We start from the raw sequence: 16,976 nt of genomic DNA on the forward strand, positions 1-16,976 counted from the left end.
CGACGGGCCCGTGCTGACCGGCGTCGGGGTCGGGCCGGGCGACCCGGAGCTGCTGACCGTGAAGGCGGTGCGGGTGCTGCGCGAGGCCGACGTGGTGTTCGTCCCGGTGATGGCCGCGCGCCCCGACGACGCGCCCGGCCCCGGTCCCGACGCCCCGGCCGGTCCCGACGGGACCGGGACCGGCCCGGGGACGGCGGACGGCGGTGGGCGGGCCGAGGCGACCGTCCGGTCGTACGTGGACGGTGGCCGGGTGCGACGGCTGCCGTTCGCCCTCGACGACCGGGGCGGCGTCACCGCCCGCCGCCGGGCCGCCTGGGACGCCGCCGCCCGCGCCGTCACCGCCGCGTTCGACGCCGGTGCCGCCCGGGTCGCGTTCGCCACCATCGGCGACCCGAACGTCTACTCCACCTTCGGATACCTGGCCCACGGCGTGCGCGCGCTGCGGCCGGCGGTGCGGGTCGACACGGTGCCCGGGATCACCGCCATGCAGGACCTCGCCGCCCGCAGCGGCACCGTGCTCTGCGAGGGGCGCGAGCCGCTGACCCTGCTGCCCGCCACCGCCGGGCCGGAGCTGTTCGCCGCCGCCCTGGCCGGGCCGGGGACGGTCGTCGCGTACAAGGGCTGGCGGCGGCACCCCGAGCTGGTGGCCGAGCTGCGCCGGCAGGGCCGCCTCGGCGACGCGGTGCTGGGCCGGGGGCTCGGCCTGCCCGGGGAACGGATCGGCCCGGCGGACCCCGACGACGGCGACCTGCCGTACCTGTCGACGCTGCTCGTCCCGGCCCGCCGGGACACCCGGGGAGGCAAGCTGTGACCACCGCAGGAGACACCGACGGCGCGCCGGCGACCACGGGGAAGGTGTGGTTCGTCGGCGCCGGGCCGGGCGCGGCCGACCTGCTCACCCTGCGCGCCGCCCGGGTGATCGGCGCGGCCGACGTGGTGGTCTGGGCGGCGAGCCTGGTGCACGCCGACGTGCTCACCCACGCCCGCGCCGACGCCGAGATCATCGACTCCTCTCAGCTGCCGATGGAGGGCGTGCTGCCGCTCTACGAGCGGGCCGCCGCCCGGGGGCTGACGGTGGCGCGGATCCACTCGGGCGACCCGGCGCTGTGGGGGGCGGTGCAGGAGCAGCTCGACCTGTGCCGGGCCCTCGGGCTGGCCGTCGAGGTGGTGCCCGGCGTGTCCGCGTTCACCGCCGTCGCCGCGCTCGTCGGCCGGGAACTGACCATTCCCGAGGTCGCCCAGTCGGTGATCCTCACCCGCCTCGAAGGCGGCAGGACGCCGATGCCGCCCGGCGAGCGGGTCCGCGACTTCGCCCGGCACGGCACCACCATGGCGCTGTTCCTCTCCGCCGCCCGCTCCGGGCAGGTGCAGGCCGAGCTGCTGGCCGGCGGCTACCCGGCGGACACCCCGGCCGTGGTGGCGTACCAGGCGACGTGGCCGGACGAGCTGGTGGTGCGCTGCACCGTCGGCACCCTGGAGGCCACCGTCAAGCGGCACCGGCTGTGGAAACACACCCTGTTCCTGGTCGGGCCGGCGCTGGCCGCCGCCGGCACCCGCTCGCACCTCTATCACCCCGGGCACTTCCACACCTTCCGCCGGGCCGAGCCGGCCGCCCGCGCGCAGCTGCGCCGCCGCCGCGAGGAGACCCCCGGCGACGACGGCGGGGCCGCCGGGACAGGGCGGGCCGGATGACGTACCCCGAGCCGGAGCTGCGCGAGCCGGACCTGCCGCGTACCGCGAAGGTCCGGCCCACCGCGCTGCGCACCGGCTGGACGACCGGCGCGTGCGCCACCGCGGCGGCGAAGGCGGCGGTGACCGCGCTGGTCACCGGCGTGCCGCAGCGGCAGGTGGAGATCGGCCTGCCCGCCGGCAGCCGGGTGGCCTTCCCCGTGGCCCGCTGCGATCTCGCCGACCCGCCCGGCGCGGGCGCGGAGGCCGTGGTCGTCAAGGACGCCGGGGACGACCCGGACGTCACGCACGGCGCGCACCTCACCGCCACCGTCGGCTGGCGCGACGCCCCCGGCCTCGACCTGGCCGGCGGGCCGGGCGTCGGCACCGTCACCAAGCCGGGCCTCGGGCTCGCCGTCGGCGGCCCGGCGATCAACGAGACCCCGCGCCGCATGATCGGCCAGGCCGTCGCCGAGGTGGTCGACCTCACCGAGGTCGGGGTACGGGTGGTCATCAGCGTCCCCGGCGGGGAGGTGATGGCCCGCAAGACCACCAACCGGCGGCTCGGCATCCTCGGCGGCATCTCCATCCTCGGCACCACCGGGATCGTGCGGCCCTTCTCGACGGCGTCCTGGCGGGCCAGCGTGGTGCAGGCCGTGCACGTCATGGCCGCCCAGGGGGAGCGGACGGTGGTGCTGTGCACCGGCGGGCGCACCGAACGGGCCGCCCGCGCCCTGCTGCCCGACCTGCCCGAGGTGTGCTTCGTCGAGGTCGGCGACTTCACCGGCGCGGCCGTCACCGCCGCCGTCGGCGACGGCCTGACCCGGGTGGCGTTCGTCGGGATGGCCGGCAAGCTGGCCAAGCTCGCCGCCGGGGTGCTGATGACCCACTACACCCGCTCCAAGGTGGACCTGTCGCTGCTCGGCGCGGTCACCGCCGACGCCGGCGGGGGGCCGGCCCTGGTGGCCGAGGTGGTGGCGGCGAACACCGGCCGGCACGCGTACGAGCTGTGGGAGGCCGCCGGGCTGCTGCGCCCCGCCGGGGACCTGCTCTGCGCCCGGGTCCGCCAGGTGCTGCTGCGCTTCGCCGGGCACGCCGTCGACGTCGACGTGGCGATGGTCGACTTCGCCGGGGAGCGCCTCGTCGCCTCCTCGGGCCGGTGGGCGCCGTGATCCCGCGGAGGGGCCGGTGGGCGGCGTGACCGGCAGCGGGGCCCCCGGGGCCCGTCTCGCCGAGGCTCTCGTGACCGTCGTCGGCATCGACGCGGGCGGCGCGTCGCTGCACCCCGCCGCCGCCGGGGCCCTCGCCGGGGCGCGGCTGGCCGTCGGCGCGGCCCGGCACCTCGCCGCCGTCGCGCTGCCCGCCGGCTGCGCCACGGTCACCCTCGGCCCGCTCGCCCCCGCGCTGGCCCGGGTGGCCGCCGCCGTCGCCGCCGGCACGCCCACGGTGGTGCTGGCCAGCGGCGACCCGGGGCTGTTCGGCATCGTCCGCCGGCTGCGCGCCCAGGGGCTGCCCCTGCGGGTGCTGCCCGCCGTGTCCAGCGTGGCCGCCGCGTTCGCCCGCGCCGGCCTGCCCTGGGACGGCGCGGCCGTGGTCAGCGCGCACGGCCGCGACCCGCGGCCCGCGCTCAACGCAGCCCGGGCGCTGCCGGCGGTCGCCGTGCTCACCGCTCCCGGCGCGGGGGCCGCCGAGATCGGCGCGGGCCTGGTCGGCTGGCCGCGCCGGCTCGTCGTCGCCGAGCACCTCGGCACCCCGGCCGAGCGGATCGTCGAGACCACCCCGCAGGCCGCCGCCGTCACCACCTGGGCCGACCCGCACGTGCTGCTCAGCCTCGCCGACCCGGCACCGGCCGACCCGCCCGGCCCCGCCGCCGATCTCGGCACCGGCCCGGCGGCGGTCGGCGCGGCGGCGATCGGGGCGGTCGCCGGGGCGCGCGCCGACAACCAGCCGGCCGCCGCGCCCGCCGGGGGCTGGGCGCTGCCCGAGGACGCCTACGCCCACCGCGACTCGATGATCACCAAGGCGGAGGTGCGGGCCCTCGCCGTGGCCCGGCTGCGGCCCCGCCTCGGCCGGCTCGTCTGGGACGTCGGCGCGGGCAGCGGCTCCGTCGGCATCGAGTGCGCCCTGCTCGGCGCGGCCGTGATCGCCGTCGAACGCGACCCGGACGCCGTCGACCTCGTCCGGCGCAACGCCGCCGCGCACCGGGTCGACGTGCGGGTCGTCGCCGGGGCCGCCCCGGCGGCGCTGGCCGGGCTGCCCGACCCGGACGCCGCCTTCGTCGGCGGCGGCGGCCTGGCCGCGCTCGCCGCCGTGGCCGCCCGCCGGCCCGCCCGCGTGGTCGCCGCCCTCGCCGCCCTGGACCGGGTCGCCCCCGCCCTCGACCTGCTGCGCGGGCACGGCTACCGCGCCGAGGGCGTGCAGCTGTCCGCCGCCCGGCTGGCCGACCTGCCCGGCGGGTCGGTGCGGCTCGCCGCCACCAACCCGGTGTTCGTCCTCACCGCCGACCGCCCACCTTCCCCCGGGGAGCGCAGATGACCCGCATCGGACTCGTCGCGGCCACCGCCGCCGGCCGCCGGCACGCCCGCACCCTCGCCGCCGCCTGGCCGCACGCCCGGCTCGTCGAGGCCGACACCGCCGCCGACGCGCTGCGCGCCGCGTTCACCGGCCACGACGCCGTGGTCGCGTTCCTCGCCACCGGGGCGGTGGTGCGGATCCTCGCCCCGCTGCTCGGCGACAAGCGCACCGACCCGGCCGTCGTGGTCGTCGACGAGGCCGCCCGGCACGCCGTGGCGCTGCTCGGCGGGCACGCCGGGGGCGCGAACGCCCTCGCCGCCGACGTCGGCGCGCTGCTCGACGCCCGGCCGGTGGTCACCACCGCCACCGACGCGGTCGACCTGCCCGGCCTGGACACCCTCGGCTGGCCCGTCGAGGGGGCGGTCGCCGCCGTGACCCGGGCCCTGCTCGACGGCGAGCCGGTGCGGCTGGTCGCCGACGTGGCCTGGCCGCTGCCGGCCCTGCCGCCGCACGTGCGCGCCGACGCTCCCGCCGACGCGCACCGGCTGCTCGTCACCGACCGGGTGGTGCCGCTCGACGGGCGCACCGCCGTGCTCCGGCCGCCGTCGCTGGTCGTCGGCGTGGGCGGCAGCCGGGGCGTGCCCGCCGGGCAGGTGCGCGACCTGCTCGACCGGGTGCTCGCCGCCGCCGGCCTGAGCCCGGCCAGCGTCCGCTGCCTGGCCAGCGCCGACATCAAGGCCGACGAGGCGGGCATCCGGGCGACCGCCGACGCGCTCGGCGTACCCCTGGTGACGCATCCCGCGGCGGACCTGGCGGCCGTTGACGTGCCGCACCCCAGCGAGGTGGTCCGCGCGGCCGTCGGCACGCCCAGCGTCGCGGAGGCCGCCGCGCTGCTCGGCGAGCCCGGCCGGCGCCCCGACGCGGCGCTCGTCGCGCCGAAGACCGCGTCGGCGATGGCCACCGTCGCGGTGGCCCGGCACGCCCCGCGCGGCCGGCTCGCGATCGTCGGCCTCGGCCCCGGCGCGGCCGACCTGCGCACCCCCCGCGCCCTCGCCGAGCTGCGCCGCGCCGCCGTGGTCGTCGGCCTCGACCAGTACGTCGACCAGGTGCGCGACGTGCTGCGACCCGGCACCCGGATCCTCGCCAGCGGCCTCGGCGCGGAGGAGGAACGCGCCCGCGCCGCCGTCGCCGAGGCGACCGCCGGGCACGCCGTGGCGCTGGTCGGCTCCGGCGACGCCGGGGTGTACGCGATGGCCAGCCCCGCCCTGGAGCACGCCGACGACCGCATCGACGTCGTCGGCGTCCCCGGGGTGACCGCCGCGCTCGCCGCGTCGGCGCTGCTCGGCGCGCCGCTCGGCCACGACCACGCCTACCTGAGCCTGTCCGACCTGCACACCCCGTGGGAGGTCATCGAGCGGCGCGTCGCCGCCGCCGCCGAGGGCGACTTCGTGGCGCTGCTGTACAACCCGCGCAGCCGCGCCCGGGACTGGCAGCTCGCCGCCGCGCTGAAGACGTTCGCCGCGCACCGGCCGCCGGAGACCCCGGTCGGGGTGGTGCGCAACGCCAGCCGGCCCGGCGAACGGGTGCACCTGGCCACCCTCGCCACCCTCGACGCGGCCGTGGTCGACATGTACAGCGTGGTGGTGGTCGGCAGCAGCCGCACCCGGCTCGTCGCCGGCCGGATGGTCACCCCGCGCGGCTACCGGTGGCGCGCGTGACCGCCCCCGTGACCATCGACGGCTGCCAGGGATGCGGGGCGTGCCTGCTGACCTGCCCCACCCACGCGATCCGACCCACCCCCGGCGGGCTGCTGGTCCGCGCGCAGGCGTGCACCGGCTGCCTGGAGTGCCTGGAGATCTGCCCGGTCGACGCCATCCGCGTCACCGGCACCGACCCCTGTGGAGGAACCCGATGAGTTCGACCGTGGTCAGCGCCGCACCCCCGGCGGGCCGGTGGAGCCGCGCCGAGCGGGTACGCCTCGGCGGCATCGTGCTCGCCGTCGCCGTGCTGCACGTCGCCGGCTGGAGCCTCTACCTCTACTGGAACGGCCAGCCCGCGGCGGCCGGCGGGCTGGCCGGCGCCGGCACCCTCGCGTACGCCCTCGGGGTGCGGCACGCCTTCGACGCCGACCACATCGCCGCCATCGACGACACCACCCGGCTGATGCTGCTGCGCGGCCGGCGTCCCGTCGGGGTCGGCTTCTTCTTCGCCCTCGGCCACAGCGCCGTGGTGCTGCTGCTCGCCCTGATCGTCGGGCTCGCCTCGACCAGCCTCGCCGGCCCCGGCCTGGCCCAGGCCCGCGAGGTGGGCGCCACCGTCGCGATCGTCACCGCCACCCTGTTCCTGAGCCTCGTCGCCGGCCTCAACGCCGTGGTGCTCGGCGGCCTGGCCCGGCTGTGGCGGCGGCTGCGCCACGGCGACCTCGACGAGCGGGAGCTGGACCTGCACCTGCTCAACCGGGGTCTGGTGCAGCGGGTGCTGGGCTCCCGGGCACGTGCGCTGGTGCGCTCGTCGTGGCACATGGCGCCCGTCGGGTTCCTGTTCGGCCTCGGCCTGGAGACGGCCAGCGAGGTGACCCTGCTCGCCCTGTCGGCGAGTACCGCCGCCGCCGGTGGGCTGCCCGTGCTGGCCCTGCTCACCCTGCCGCTGCTCTTCGCCGCCGGGATGTCCGCCATGGACACCGCCGACAGCCTGCTGATGAGCCGGGCGTACTCGTGGGCGTACCGGCAGCCGGCCCGCCGGCTCTACTACAACCTCGCCACCACCGGCATGACCGTGCTCGTCGGTGCGCTCGTGGCCAGCGTCTACCTCGCCGGGCTGCTCGTCGACCACCTCGGGGTGTCCGCCCTGGCCGGGTACGCCACCCTCGCCGAGCACTTCGAGCAGCTCGGCTACGCCGTCGTGGCGCTGTTCGCCCTGGCGTGGGTCGCCGCCGCCGCGCTGTGGAAGCTACGCCGTTACGACGAGCGCTACGGGGCCCCGGCCGCCGACCGTCCCGCCGAGCGGGGCGAGCGCGCCGAGCCGGGGGAGGCGGGCCGGGTCGACCGCGCCGCGCCCGGGACGGCGGACCGGTGAGCCGCGTCGTGCACCCGATCGAGCGGCAGTCGTACGCGATCCTGCGCTCCCGGGTGGACCTGACCGGCCTGCCGCCGTTGACCCGGGCCGTCACCGAGCGGGTGGTGCACGCCAGCGCCGACCTCGACTACGTCACCGACCTGGTGTGCGACGAGGCCGCCCTGGCCGGCGGGCTGGCCGCCCTGCGCGGTGGCGCCGCGGTCGTGACCGACGTGGCGATGGTCGCCGCCGGGATCACCCGCCCCGGCCCCGGGCCGGTCTGCCCGATCGCCGAGCCGGCGACGGCCGCCCTGGCCCGCGCGGCGGGCATCACCCGCTCGGCGGCGGCCGTGCGGGTGGCGTACGACCGGGTGGGCCCCGGCGCGGTGTGGGTGGTCGGCTGCGCGCCCACCGCGCTGTTCGAACTGCTCGACCTCGGCGCGCGGCCGGCGCTGGTGGTCGGCCTGCCGGTCGGGTTCGTCGGCGCCGCCGAGAGCAAGGCGGCGCTGCGCGCCAGCGGCCTGCCCGCCGTGTCCAACGTCGGCGAGAAGGGCGGCTCGGCGGTCGCCGCCGCCGCCCTCAACGCCCTGCTGTACCTGGAGGAGACGTGACGAACCGACCCGAAGAAGCGCGGGGGCAGGACCGCACCCCGCTGCTGATCGTCGGCCACGGCACCCGCAGCGCCGCCGGGGTCGCCCAGTTCGCGGCCCTGGTCGACCGGATCCGTCGCCGCCGCGCCGTCGACGACGTCGAGGGCGGCTTCATCGAGCTGTCCCGCCCGCCGTTGACCGACGCGGTCGGCGCCCTCGCGGGGCGGGGGCACCGCCGGCTCGTGGCGCTGCCGCTGGTCCTCGCCGCCGCCGGGCACGGCAAGGGCGACATCCCGGCCGCGCTGGCCCGGGAGAAGCAGCGCTTCCCCGGCCTGCGCTACGCCTACGGCCGCCCGCTGGGCCCGCACCCGCTGCTGCACGACACCCTCGCCGACCGGATCGACGCCGCGCTGGCCGGCGCCGACCGGGCCGGGACGTGGGTGGCGCTGATCGGCCGGGGCTCCACCGACCCCGACGCCAACGCCGAGGTCACCAAGGTGGCCCGGCTGCTGTGGGAGGGGCGCGGCTACGCGGGCGTCGAGCCGGGCTTCGTGTCGCTGGCCGAGCCGTCGGTGCCGGCCGTGCTGGAGCGGCTGCGCCGCCTCGGCGCGCGCCGGATCGTCGTCGCCCCGTACTTCCTGTTCGCCGGGGTGCTGCCGGACCGGATCGTGGCCCGGTCGGCGGAGTTCGCCGCCGCCCACCCGGACCTCGACGTGCGGGTGGCCGACCTGATCGGCGACTGCGACGCCCTCGCCGACCTGGTCCTGCAACGGCACGCCGAGGCGCTGCGCGGGGACATCCGGATGAACTGCGACACCTGCGCGTACCGGGTGGCGCTGCCCGGTTTCGCCGACAAGGTGGGCCGGCCGCAGACCCCGCACGACCACCCCGACGACCCGGTCGGCGGCCACCACCATCACCATCACCACCACCACGTGTAAGGAAGGGCCCCTTGTTAACGCATTCGGTAGAGAGGGGTCCCCTTCTCACCCGCCGGCTTGCGTGGTCAGCCGGGTCAGCACGAACACGAACGGCCGGTCGGTGCCGCGCAGGTCCATGACGCCGAGCAGGGTGCGCTCGTCGACCCGCCGGAACACGTCGTGGATGGGGAGGCGGTCGTAGCACATCGTCGCCGACACGACCCCCCGGTATTCGGTCATCCGCAGCCGCGCCGCCGGGCGGGTCGTGGTCAGCAGCGGCAGGGCCAGCGCGAAGGCCCTCGCGGCCAGGGGCGTGCGTGCCGCGCCGGGCGGGCGGAGCAGCAGCCCCGTCGGCACCAGCGCCGGGTTGACGCTGACCAGCCTCCCGCCGGCGGCGAAGACCAGCGGGTGCACGTCCTCGGGGCCGTCGAACCGCTTGCCGTGCCATCCGTAGCGCTCCAGCAGGCCGTCGAGCGGGTGGCCCGTGGCGAAGCCGCTGCCCCGCCAGGAGCCGAGCATCTCCTCGACGGTGACCGGCGGGAGGCCGTCGAAGCAGGCCAGGGCCGTGGCCAGGTCGCCCGGGGCCGGCAGGGCGGCCGGGTGTTCCGGGGCCGGCAGGGCGGCTGCGGGAGCGGGGTCCGCCGCGCTCGACATGGTCGCATCTCCTTCGTCGCGTGGCCGGGTGGCCGAATTGCGTGGTCGGGTGGCCGACGTGGTGTCGTCGACGGTACGCCCGGATCGTGCCGGCTGCGGGCGTACCGGGCTGCCGGCCGGGCCCCGGCGGTCACGAACGCCCTTCATATTCGCCCCGATCGGGCCTACGCTCGGGGCAGTTCCGCAGTGATCACAATGGAGGTTTACATGAGGAAGATGACCGTGCGTCGCACGAGCACCCTGCGCCTGCTGTCCGGTGCCCGCCGGCTCTGGATCGAGTGGTGCTGGTAAAACCCGGCGCGGCGGGCGCCCCCGGGCGCCCGCCCCTGCGGGGTCCGGCCGCCGACCTGGGCCTCTACGACTGCCACCGCGACCACGGCCCGTACGCCGGAGTCGCCGAGTTCCTCGGCCGGATCGCCGTCGGCCACCCCCGCCTGGCGTCCCGGCACGCCGTCGAGTTGCACGCCATCGCGCCCGGCCTCGACAACGCCGCCCGACCCGCCGCCGACGAGGAGCCGATCCGGTTCCACCCCGCCCGCCGCACGGCCTGCCTCGCCTACGGCGCGACCGAGTTCGTGGTCGCCTGGGCGGGCACCCTCCGCCGCCCGGTCACGGTGCGCTTCGACCACGTCGACGCCGCCGACGAGACCACCGGAGAGCTGCTGGACGCCCTGTCGCGCCGGGTCGGGCCGTACCCGCTGCGCCTGGACCTGCGCGACGGCGGCGACGCCCGGCGCGACGTCGCGGACCCGACGCCTGCGGCGCTGCGCGCGGCCGTGGGGGAGTCCCTGGCCCGCGGCTTCTACCACCACGCCGCCCGCACCGCCCGGCGCGGGCGCGCCGCCGTCACCGCGACGGGCGACCTGCGGCACTGGTGGGCGTTCACCACCGGCCTGGCCACCGCCCTGGCGGCGCTCGACCGCGCCACCGAGGCGCTCGACCTCTACGACGAGGCCCGCGCCGCCACCGACGACCCGAAGATCACCATGTCGGCCGCGTACGCCACCGCCATGCTGTACGCCCGGCACCTGCCGCCGGCCGACCAGGACCCGGAGCGGGCGCGGCACTGGCTGCACGAGGCGCTGCGCCTCGCCGCAGGCCTGGCCGACCCACGCCAGCGGGTGCTGTCCACCGTCTTCTACGAGCAGGGCGTGGCCCTGCTGGACAGCAGGGCGGGCGAGCCCGCCCGCGCGCTGCGGCTGATCGACGACGGGCTGGCCCGCCTGGCGTCGGTGCTCGCCCCCGGCGAACGCCCGCAGGACCTGGCCCGGCTGCGGCACAACCGCGCGCAGGTGCACCTGGCGCTGGGGGACGCCGACCGGGCCCTGACCGAGCTCGACACCGTGATCGCCCACGACCCCGACAACTGCGAGTACTACGTCGACCGGGCCACCCTGCACCGGGCGGCGGGCCGCACCCGCGCCGCGATCCGGGACTACGACGCGGCGATCCGCCTCGGGCCGCACCTGCCCGAGGCGTACTACAACCGGGCGGTGCTCCAGCAGCAGCGGGGCCGCCCCGGGCGGGCGCGCGCCGACCTCGACCGGGTGCTCGCCATCGAGCCGGGACACCTCGACGCCCGCATCGCCCTGGTCAACCTGCACCTGGAGCGCGGCGCGCACGACGCGGCCGAGGCGGGCGCGCGGGCGGGGCTGGCCCTGGCCCCGCAGGAACCCGCGCTGCTGTGCACCCTCGGGCTCGTGCGCTCCGAGCGCGGCGGATCCGCCGAGGCCGACGAGCTGTTCACCCGGGCCCTGGCCGGCGACCCGGGGCTGGTCGAGGCGTGGACCAACCGGGCCGCCGTCCGGTTCGAACGCGGCGACGTCGCCGCCGCCGTGGCGGACCTGGACCGGGCGGTGGCGCTGGCCGCGTCGGCGCCGGTGCCCCACTACAACCGGGGCACGGCACTGATGCGACTCGGCCGCTGGGACGAGGCCGCCCGCGACTTCGCCCACGCGCTCGCTCAGCCGGGCCTGGACCGGGCGTTGCGCCGCGACCTGCGGGCGGAACTGGCCCGCTGCCGCCGCGCCGGGGCCGGCTGAGCGGAGGACGAGGGGGCGTCGTCGAGCCCGCCCCGCCGACGCCCGGTCGACCCCGGTGACTGTCGGCTTTCGGACAGCGGCCGTCGGGGGCAGCCGGCACCGCGTCCCGGTGCCCCGGTGACCAGCGCGGTCACGGCGATCCGGCCCCGGACACACCCCTATTCCACGGGCCGAGCCCGGGCCGGTCCACTGTGTACCTTGACGGTTCACTCCCGCTCGCCGGTGGCAACGCGGGGGGCGGTCCGTGCCCCGTGCCGGTCCGCCGCCGCACGAAGGCCCGGCCGGCGGGGCAGCCGGACCTCATTCGAAGGACTACGAATCATGTACGACGCGATAGTCGTCGGTGGGCGCTGCGCGGGCGCCTCCACCGCCCTGCTACTCGCCCGGCAGGGCCACCGGGTGCTGGTGGTGGACCGGTCGTCCTTCCCCAGCGACGTCATCTCGACGCACTTCCTGTGGCCGCACGGCATGTCCTACCTCAACCGGTGGGGCCTGCTGGACCAGGTCACCGCCGTGACCCCCACGCACACGGTCATCGACATCGTCAACGACGGCATCCCGCTGAGCGGCTCGGTGCCCACGTCGCTGCTGCGCGAGCACTTCCGCGACCTGCACGGCGACGACTCGGGCGTCGTGCAGAGCTACGCCTCGGTGCGCCGCCGCGTGCTGGACCAGATCCTCGTCGAGGCGGCGGCCAAGGCCGGCGCCGAGGTCCGCACGCACTGCACCGTACGGGAGCTGATCACCGAGGACGGCCGGGTCGTCGGCGTGCGGGGGCGCGCCGCCGACGGGCAGGAGTTCGAGGAGCGAGCCCGCATCGTCGTCGGCGCCGACGGCCGCAACTCGTTCGTCGCGCGCACCCTCGACCTGCCCCGCTTCGACGAGCGGCCCCGCTGCACGTTCGCCTACTGGAGCTACTGGTCCGGCTTCGACCCCGGCCGGGGGCAGATCCACCGGCGCGGCCGGCTCGGCTGCGCGGTGGTGCCGACCAACTTCGGGCAGAACATGGTCCTCGTCTGGGGGCCCAGCGAGTGGGCCCGGGAGTTCCGCGCCGACGTGCCCGGCAACGTCCAGCGGGCGCTGGACTTCGTCAGCCCCGAGCTGGGCGAGCTGGTCCGCACCAAGGGCACCCGGGAGGAGCGGATCTACGGCACCCTGGACCAGTCGGGGTTCCTCCGGCCGCTGCACGGGCCCGGCTGGGTGCTCGTCGGCGACGCCGAGTCGGCCAAGGACCAGTGCACGGCGATCGGCATGACCCACGCGTTCCGCGACGCGGAGCTGGCCAGCGCCGCCCTGCACCGGTGGCTGACCGGCGAGTCGTCGCTCGACGAGGCGATGGCCGCGTACGAGGGCCGCCGGCGCAGCCAGAACTCCGCCGCCTACTACGACTACGTGTGCACCCTGAGCGAGATGCGGCCGTACCGGCACGACGAGCTGCAACTGTTCGTCGCGTTGCGCGGCAACCAGGAGGAGACCGACCGGTTCATCGCCACGCACGCCGACATCGCGCCGGTCTCCGAGTTCTTCCAGGCGTCCAACCTCTTCCTGCTCAACGACGCCGCCAAGGAGTCCTCCGCCGGCTACTCCGTCTTCGACGACTTCGCCGCGACGTCGCGCACGTACCAGCAGAACCTCTTCGCCTGATGCCGCACCAGGGAGCCGAGACCGTGACCACCACCGACCTGCACCAGCGCGACGACGGCGAGCTGATCGAGGCCATCCTCGACGCCGCCGGGCGCGGCGACGTCGAGACCATGGCCCGCGAGGCGGCCGAGGTCTCCGAGATGACCCGCAACTGGGCCACCCACATCCCCTGGGACGACCTCGCTACCCTCGACGCCTCCGGGGCCGACGGCGAGCTGGCCCGGGTCGTGGCGGACCTGACGGAGATGTGGGAGCCGGCGCACCTGCGCAACCCCGTCGACCCCGACGAGGAGTACGCGCTGGACAAGAACGCGTACGACTTCTACCGCCCCGCCGGCCGCGACCTGCTCGCCCGCACCGAGGACTTCTACGACTGGGTGCAGGCCCGCCGCCGCACGGAGACCTGGCAGTACTCCCGGGTGCTGGAGGCGGCCCCGGACAGCGTCGCCGAGATCACCAACGACCTGGGCAAGCGGACCCGGGGCATCAACTTCAACTCGCAGGACTACCTGTCGTTCAACACCCACCCGGCCATCCGGGAGGCGGCGGTCCGGGCGATGCGCGACTACGGCCCGCACAGCGCCGGCTCGCCGATGGTGCTGGGCAACACCCGCATCTCCGACGAGCTGGAGGTGGCGCTCGGCGAGCTGGTGGGGCTGGAGCACGTCACGCTCTTCCCGACCGGCTGGTCGGCGGGCTTCGGCGCGATCGTCGGCCTGGTCCGCCAGTCCGACCACGTGGTCATCGACCGGCTCGCGCACTCCTGCCTCCAGCAGGGCGCGCGGGCGGCGACCCGCAACGTGGTCCGCTACGAACACCTCAACGTCGAGGCCGTGCGCCAGCACCTGGCCGACATCCGGTCGCACGACAGCCGCAACGGCATCCTCGTCGTCACCGACGGCCTCTTCTCCGTCGACGCCGACTGGCCGGACCTGGTGACCCTGCAGCGGGTCTGCCGGGAACACGACGCGACCCTGCTGGTCGACGTCGCGCACGACCTCGGCTCGATGGGGCCGGGCGGCACGGGCGTGCTGGGCATGCAGAACCTGCTCGGCGAGATCGACATCGTCATGGGGGCGTTCTCGAAGACGTTCTGCTCCAACGGCGGCTTCGTGGCGTCGCGCTCCCCGGCCCTGAAGCAGTACGTGAAGATGTTCAGCAACTCGCACTTCTTCTCCAACGCGCTGTCGCCGGTGCAGACCGCCGTGGTCCGGGAGGCCGCCCGGATCATCCGGTCCCCCGAGGGCGACGAGCTGCGCGCCCGGCTGTTCACCGCCATCCACGCGCTGCGCGACGAGCTGACCGGCCGGGGGCTGACCTGCATGGGCGAGCCCTCGCCGATCGTGCCGCTGCTGATCGGCAACGAGAAGCTCGCCCGGACGGCCAACCGGCTGCTGTTCGACCGGGGGGTGCTCGCGTTCATGGTGGAGTTCCCGGTCACCCCGACCGGGTCGTCGCGGTTCCGGCTCCAGGTGCAGGCCGGCCACCGGCCCGAGGAGGCCCGGGAGGCGGCCCGCATCATCGAGGGGGCCATCGCCGACTCGCGGGCGTACCTGTCCAGCGCGTTCGGCAGCGCCGCCCGGTAGCCGCGGCGGGGCGGCGGGCCGGCACCGGCCCGCCGCCCCCACCCCAGCCGGTCAGCCGCCGGCGGGGGCGGGCGAGACCGGCGCGGCCCGGCGGCGGCGTCGGGCCAGCGCCCCGAGGACGACGTCGACGACGACGAACGCGAGCAGCGGCCCGCCGAACCAGGGCAGCGCCCACCCGACGGCCACGGTCAGCGCGAGGCCGGGCAGCAACGCCCACCACGGCAGGCCCCGCAGTCCGCCCCGCGCGGGCGGGGCACCGACGGCGGCGCGCCGGTCGGCCCGGGTGGGGCGGCGCTGCCACCACATCCGGTAACCCCAGACGACGACGCAGAGCAGGCCCAGGGCGAGCGCGGCGAGCAGGACCTGGTTGACCGGGCCGAACAGCAGGCCCATGTGCGCCTGGACGCCGAGGGCGCTGAGCTGGGCCAGCAGCGGCCAGTCGGCGAAGTCGCTGCGGTCGGTCACCGTGCCGGAGACCGGGTCGACGGCGATCCGGTCCCGGGCCACGGGCCAGGTGTTGTCGGTCTGGGCGACCGTCCACGCGTCGCCGGGCTCCTCGGCGGGGGAGATCCGCATCGGGCCGGCCAGCCCGGCGCCGGTGGCGGCGGCCAGCACCCGGTCGAACGTCGCGGGGTCCGCCGCCGCGGCGGCGGGGCCGCCGCCGTGCTGGTGCTCCCCGCCGCTGGGCGGGGGCGCGCCGGTGAGGCTGGTGGAGATCTCCGGGGTGCCGGCGCGCAGCGCGTCGAGTGCGCTGCCGAAGTGCCCACCGGCGTACCGCGACCAGGTCAGGCCGGTCGCGGAGAGGAAGAGCAGGCCGACGGCGAGCCAGACCCCGGTGGTCGCGTGCCAGGCCCGGGTGCGCCGCACCCCCCTGCGGGCGGACAGGTCGGGCACGAGCAGGTGCCGGACGCGGGTACGGGCGGCGCCGCGCCGACGCCACCACAGGACGACGCCGCCGCCGACGAGGAGCCACAGCCAGCTCGCGGCGATCTCGGAGTAGTGGCGGCCGAGGTCGCCGAGGTGCAGGTTGCGGTGCAGGTCGTCCAGCCAGGTGGTGACGGGCGTGGAGTCGAACCAGGTGGTCAGCTGCCCCTCGACGGTTGCGGTGTGCGGGTCGACGTAGACGGTGTGCTCCCGGTCGCCGAGGTCGGGCTGGGCGAACACGACCCGGGTGGTGGCGCCGTCCGTGCCCGGCAGCACGGCGGCGACGGTGCCCTCGGGGTGGGCGGCGCGGGCGGCGGCGACCTGCTCGGCGAGGGACTTCGGCGGCCCACCCGGTGCGGCGGTCAGCACGTCGCCGTAGACGACCCGGTCCAGTTGCGGGGTGACGGTGTACGCCAGGCCGGTCAGGGCGGCGACGAACAGGAACGGTGCCACGAGGACACCGGCGTAGAAGTGCAGGCGGAGCAGGAACGCCGCCCACGCCGGGGTGCGGCGCGCCGCCGGGGCGGGCGCGGCGGCCGGGGTGAGCGGCTCCGGCGTCGAGCCGCCGTGCAGTTCGGTGATGGACATATGCTTCCGATCGGAATAGCCGGGATCGTTCCCGGTGGGACTGCCCCCGTACGACAGGGGTGGGTCCCGTCGTGCCGGTGTCGCGGGGCCCACCGGTGAGGTGGTCGGGCGCGGAGCCGGGGAAGTTCCCGGCCCCGTTGGCGTGACCGCCGTGGGCTACCGGGCGCGCCGCCGGCGCAGCACGCGCCCGGCGGCGAGCGCGCCGCCGACCAGGGCGCAGGCGAGCAGGGCGACGCCGGCCGCCACGGTGAGCGGCCCGGGCCCGCCGTCCCGGCTGGCGCGTTCGGCCGCCCCGCTGGTCGGCGCCCCGCTGGCCGGCGCCCCGCTGGCCGGCGCGGCGGTGGGCGGGGGGCTCACCGGGGCCGCCGCGGTGGCGGCCGGGTCGGCGACGGTGAACCGGTAGGAGCCCTGCACGGGGTGCCCGTCGGTGGACACGACCCGGTAGGCCACCGTGTAGGTGCCGTCGGGCAGCGGCTCGGCGACGGTGACGGTCGCCCGCGTGCCGGCGACGACCGGCACGCCGGTGGGCACCACCCGCCGGGCGGCGTCGCTGAGCACGACGGTGGTGAGATCCGGGTTCAGCTTCTGCAGGAACCGCACCGTGATCTCGGACGGCGGCGTGGCCAGCCGGGCGTCCGCGGCGGGGGTGGCCGAGGCCAGGCTGTTGTGGGCGGCGGCCGGCGCGGCGGGCGCGACCAGGACCGCCAGGGCGGCCAGCGCGGCGGCGGCTCCCGCGACGCGGGGGTGGCGGACGGGTCTGCGCATGCTGCTCCCTTTCCTGGTGGTGCCGCT

At 77.2% G+C, this 16,976-nt stretch carries 14 protein-coding genes and 1 pseudogene; 12 read left to right on the top strand and 3 right to left on the bottom strand.

Annotated elements, in window-relative coordinates:
- The first annotated feature begins 10 nt into the window (after positions 1 to 10).
- From ACVMYR_RS25025 to ACVMYR_RS25065, 9 genes and pseudogenes are all read left to right on the top strand, one after another.
- Complete coding sequence (locus ACVMYR_RS25025; RefSeq protein ID WP_457122956.1) at positions 11 to 811, top strand: precorrin-2 C(20)-methyltransferase; 801 nt, start codon at positions 11 to 13, stop codon at positions 809 to 811.
- Entirely contained in the window at positions 808 to 1,692 is an 885-nt protein-coding gene (cobM, locus tag ACVMYR_RS25030; RefSeq protein WP_077937805.1) for a precorrin-4 C(11)-methyltransferase, read from the top strand. Before ACVMYR_RS25025 ends, cobM begins: the two co-directional genes overlap by 4 nt.
- Positions 1,689 to 2,840 carry a cobalt-precorrin-5B (C(1))-methyltransferase gene (locus tag ACVMYR_RS25035; protein ID WP_043963419.1) on the top strand — a complete coding sequence of 384 codons (1,152 nt, stop codon included), beginning with the start codon at positions 1,689 to 1,691 and terminating at the stop codon, positions 2,838 to 2,840. The genes cobM and ACVMYR_RS25035 overlap by 4 nt, the downstream gene beginning before the upstream one ends.
- A 16-nt stretch (positions 2,841 to 2,856) precedes the next feature.
- Entirely contained in the window at positions 2,857 to 4,203 is a 1,347-nt protein-coding gene (cbiE, locus tag ACVMYR_RS25040; protein WP_457122914.1) for a precorrin-6y C5,15-methyltransferase (decarboxylating) subunit CbiE, read from the top strand.
- On the top strand, positions 4,200 to 5,900 hold the full coding sequence (gene cobJ, locus ACVMYR_RS25045) for a precorrin-3B C(17)-methyltransferase (RefSeq protein WP_457122915.1): 1,701 nt from the start codon (positions 4,200 to 4,202) through the stop codon (positions 5,898 to 5,900). Before cbiE ends, cobJ begins: the two co-directional genes overlap by 4 nt.
- Positions 5,888 to 6,097, top strand: a complete 210-nt coding sequence (locus ACVMYR_RS25050; protein ID WP_077937808.1) for a 4Fe-4S binding protein — start codon at positions 5,888 to 5,890, stop codon at positions 6,095 to 6,097. The genes cobJ and ACVMYR_RS25050 overlap by 13 nt, the downstream gene beginning before the upstream one ends.
- Positions 6,094 to 7,257 carry a HoxN/HupN/NixA family nickel/cobalt transporter gene (locus tag ACVMYR_RS25055; protein ID WP_457122916.1) on the top strand — a complete coding sequence of 388 codons (1,164 nt, stop codon included), beginning with the start codon at positions 6,094 to 6,096 and terminating at the stop codon, positions 7,255 to 7,257. The genes ACVMYR_RS25050 and ACVMYR_RS25055 overlap by 4 nt, the downstream gene beginning before the upstream one ends.
- A complete protein-coding gene (locus ACVMYR_RS25060; protein ID WP_431975377.1) occupies positions 7,254 to 7,847 on the top strand; it encodes a precorrin-8X methylmutase in 594 nt (197 codons plus the stop codon). The genes ACVMYR_RS25055 and ACVMYR_RS25060 overlap by 4 nt, the downstream gene beginning before the upstream one ends.
- Positions 7,844 to 8,758, top strand: a pseudogene (locus ACVMYR_RS25065) (sirohydrochlorin chelatase); the annotation flags it as partial. The gene ACVMYR_RS25060 and the pseudogene ACVMYR_RS25065, both read left to right, overlap by 4 nt.
- 54 nt (positions 8,759 to 8,812) lie before the next feature.
- Here the strand turns inward: ACVMYR_RS25065 and ACVMYR_RS25070 are convergent.
- Entirely contained in the window at positions 8,813 to 9,400 is a 588-nt protein-coding gene (locus tag ACVMYR_RS25070; protein WP_457122917.1) for a DUF4334 domain-containing protein, read from the bottom strand.
- Positions 9,401 to 9,681: 281 nt separating this feature from the next.
- On the opposite strand from ACVMYR_RS25070, the gene ACVMYR_RS25075 reads away from it, so the two are divergent.
- The 3 genes from ACVMYR_RS25075 (at position 9,682) to ACVMYR_RS25085 (ending at position 14,672) form a co-directional block, all read left to right on the top strand.
- Positions 9,682 to 11,442, top strand: a complete 1,761-nt coding sequence (locus tag ACVMYR_RS25075) for a tetratricopeptide repeat protein (protein WP_457122918.1) — start codon at positions 9,682 to 9,684, stop codon at positions 11,440 to 11,442.
- A gap of 321 nt (positions 11,443 to 11,763) precedes the next feature.
- Entirely contained in the window at positions 11,764 to 13,086 is a 1,323-nt protein-coding gene (locus tag ACVMYR_RS25080; RefSeq protein WP_431897275.1) for an NAD(P)/FAD-dependent oxidoreductase, read from the top strand.
- A 23-nt stretch (positions 13,087 to 13,109) separates the two neighbouring features.
- Positions 13,110 to 14,672 carry an aminotransferase class I/II-fold pyridoxal phosphate-dependent enzyme gene (locus tag ACVMYR_RS25085; protein WP_077937820.1) on the top strand — a complete coding sequence of 521 codons (1,563 nt, stop codon included), beginning with the start codon at positions 13,110 to 13,112 and terminating at the stop codon, positions 14,670 to 14,672.
- Positions 14,673 to 14,723: 51 nt separating this feature from the next.
- On the opposite strand, the gene ACVMYR_RS25090 is transcribed toward ACVMYR_RS25085, so the two are convergent.
- A complete protein-coding gene (locus tag ACVMYR_RS25090) occupies positions 14,724 to 16,184 on the bottom strand; it encodes a PepSY-associated TM helix domain-containing protein (protein WP_431897911.1) in 1,461 nt (486 codons plus the stop codon).
- A 156-nt stretch (positions 16,185 to 16,340) separates the two neighbouring features.
- The gene (locus ACVMYR_RS25095) at positions 16,341 to 16,949 is read right to left on the bottom strand and encodes a copper resistance CopC family protein (protein ID WP_457122919.1); all 609 of its coding nucleotides are present in this window, start codon (positions 16,947 to 16,949) and stop codon (positions 16,341 to 16,343) included.
- Positions 16,950 to 16,976: the final 27 nt, after the last annotated feature.

The sequence above is a fragment of the Micromonospora sp. PTRAS2 genome (assembly GCF_054052245.1).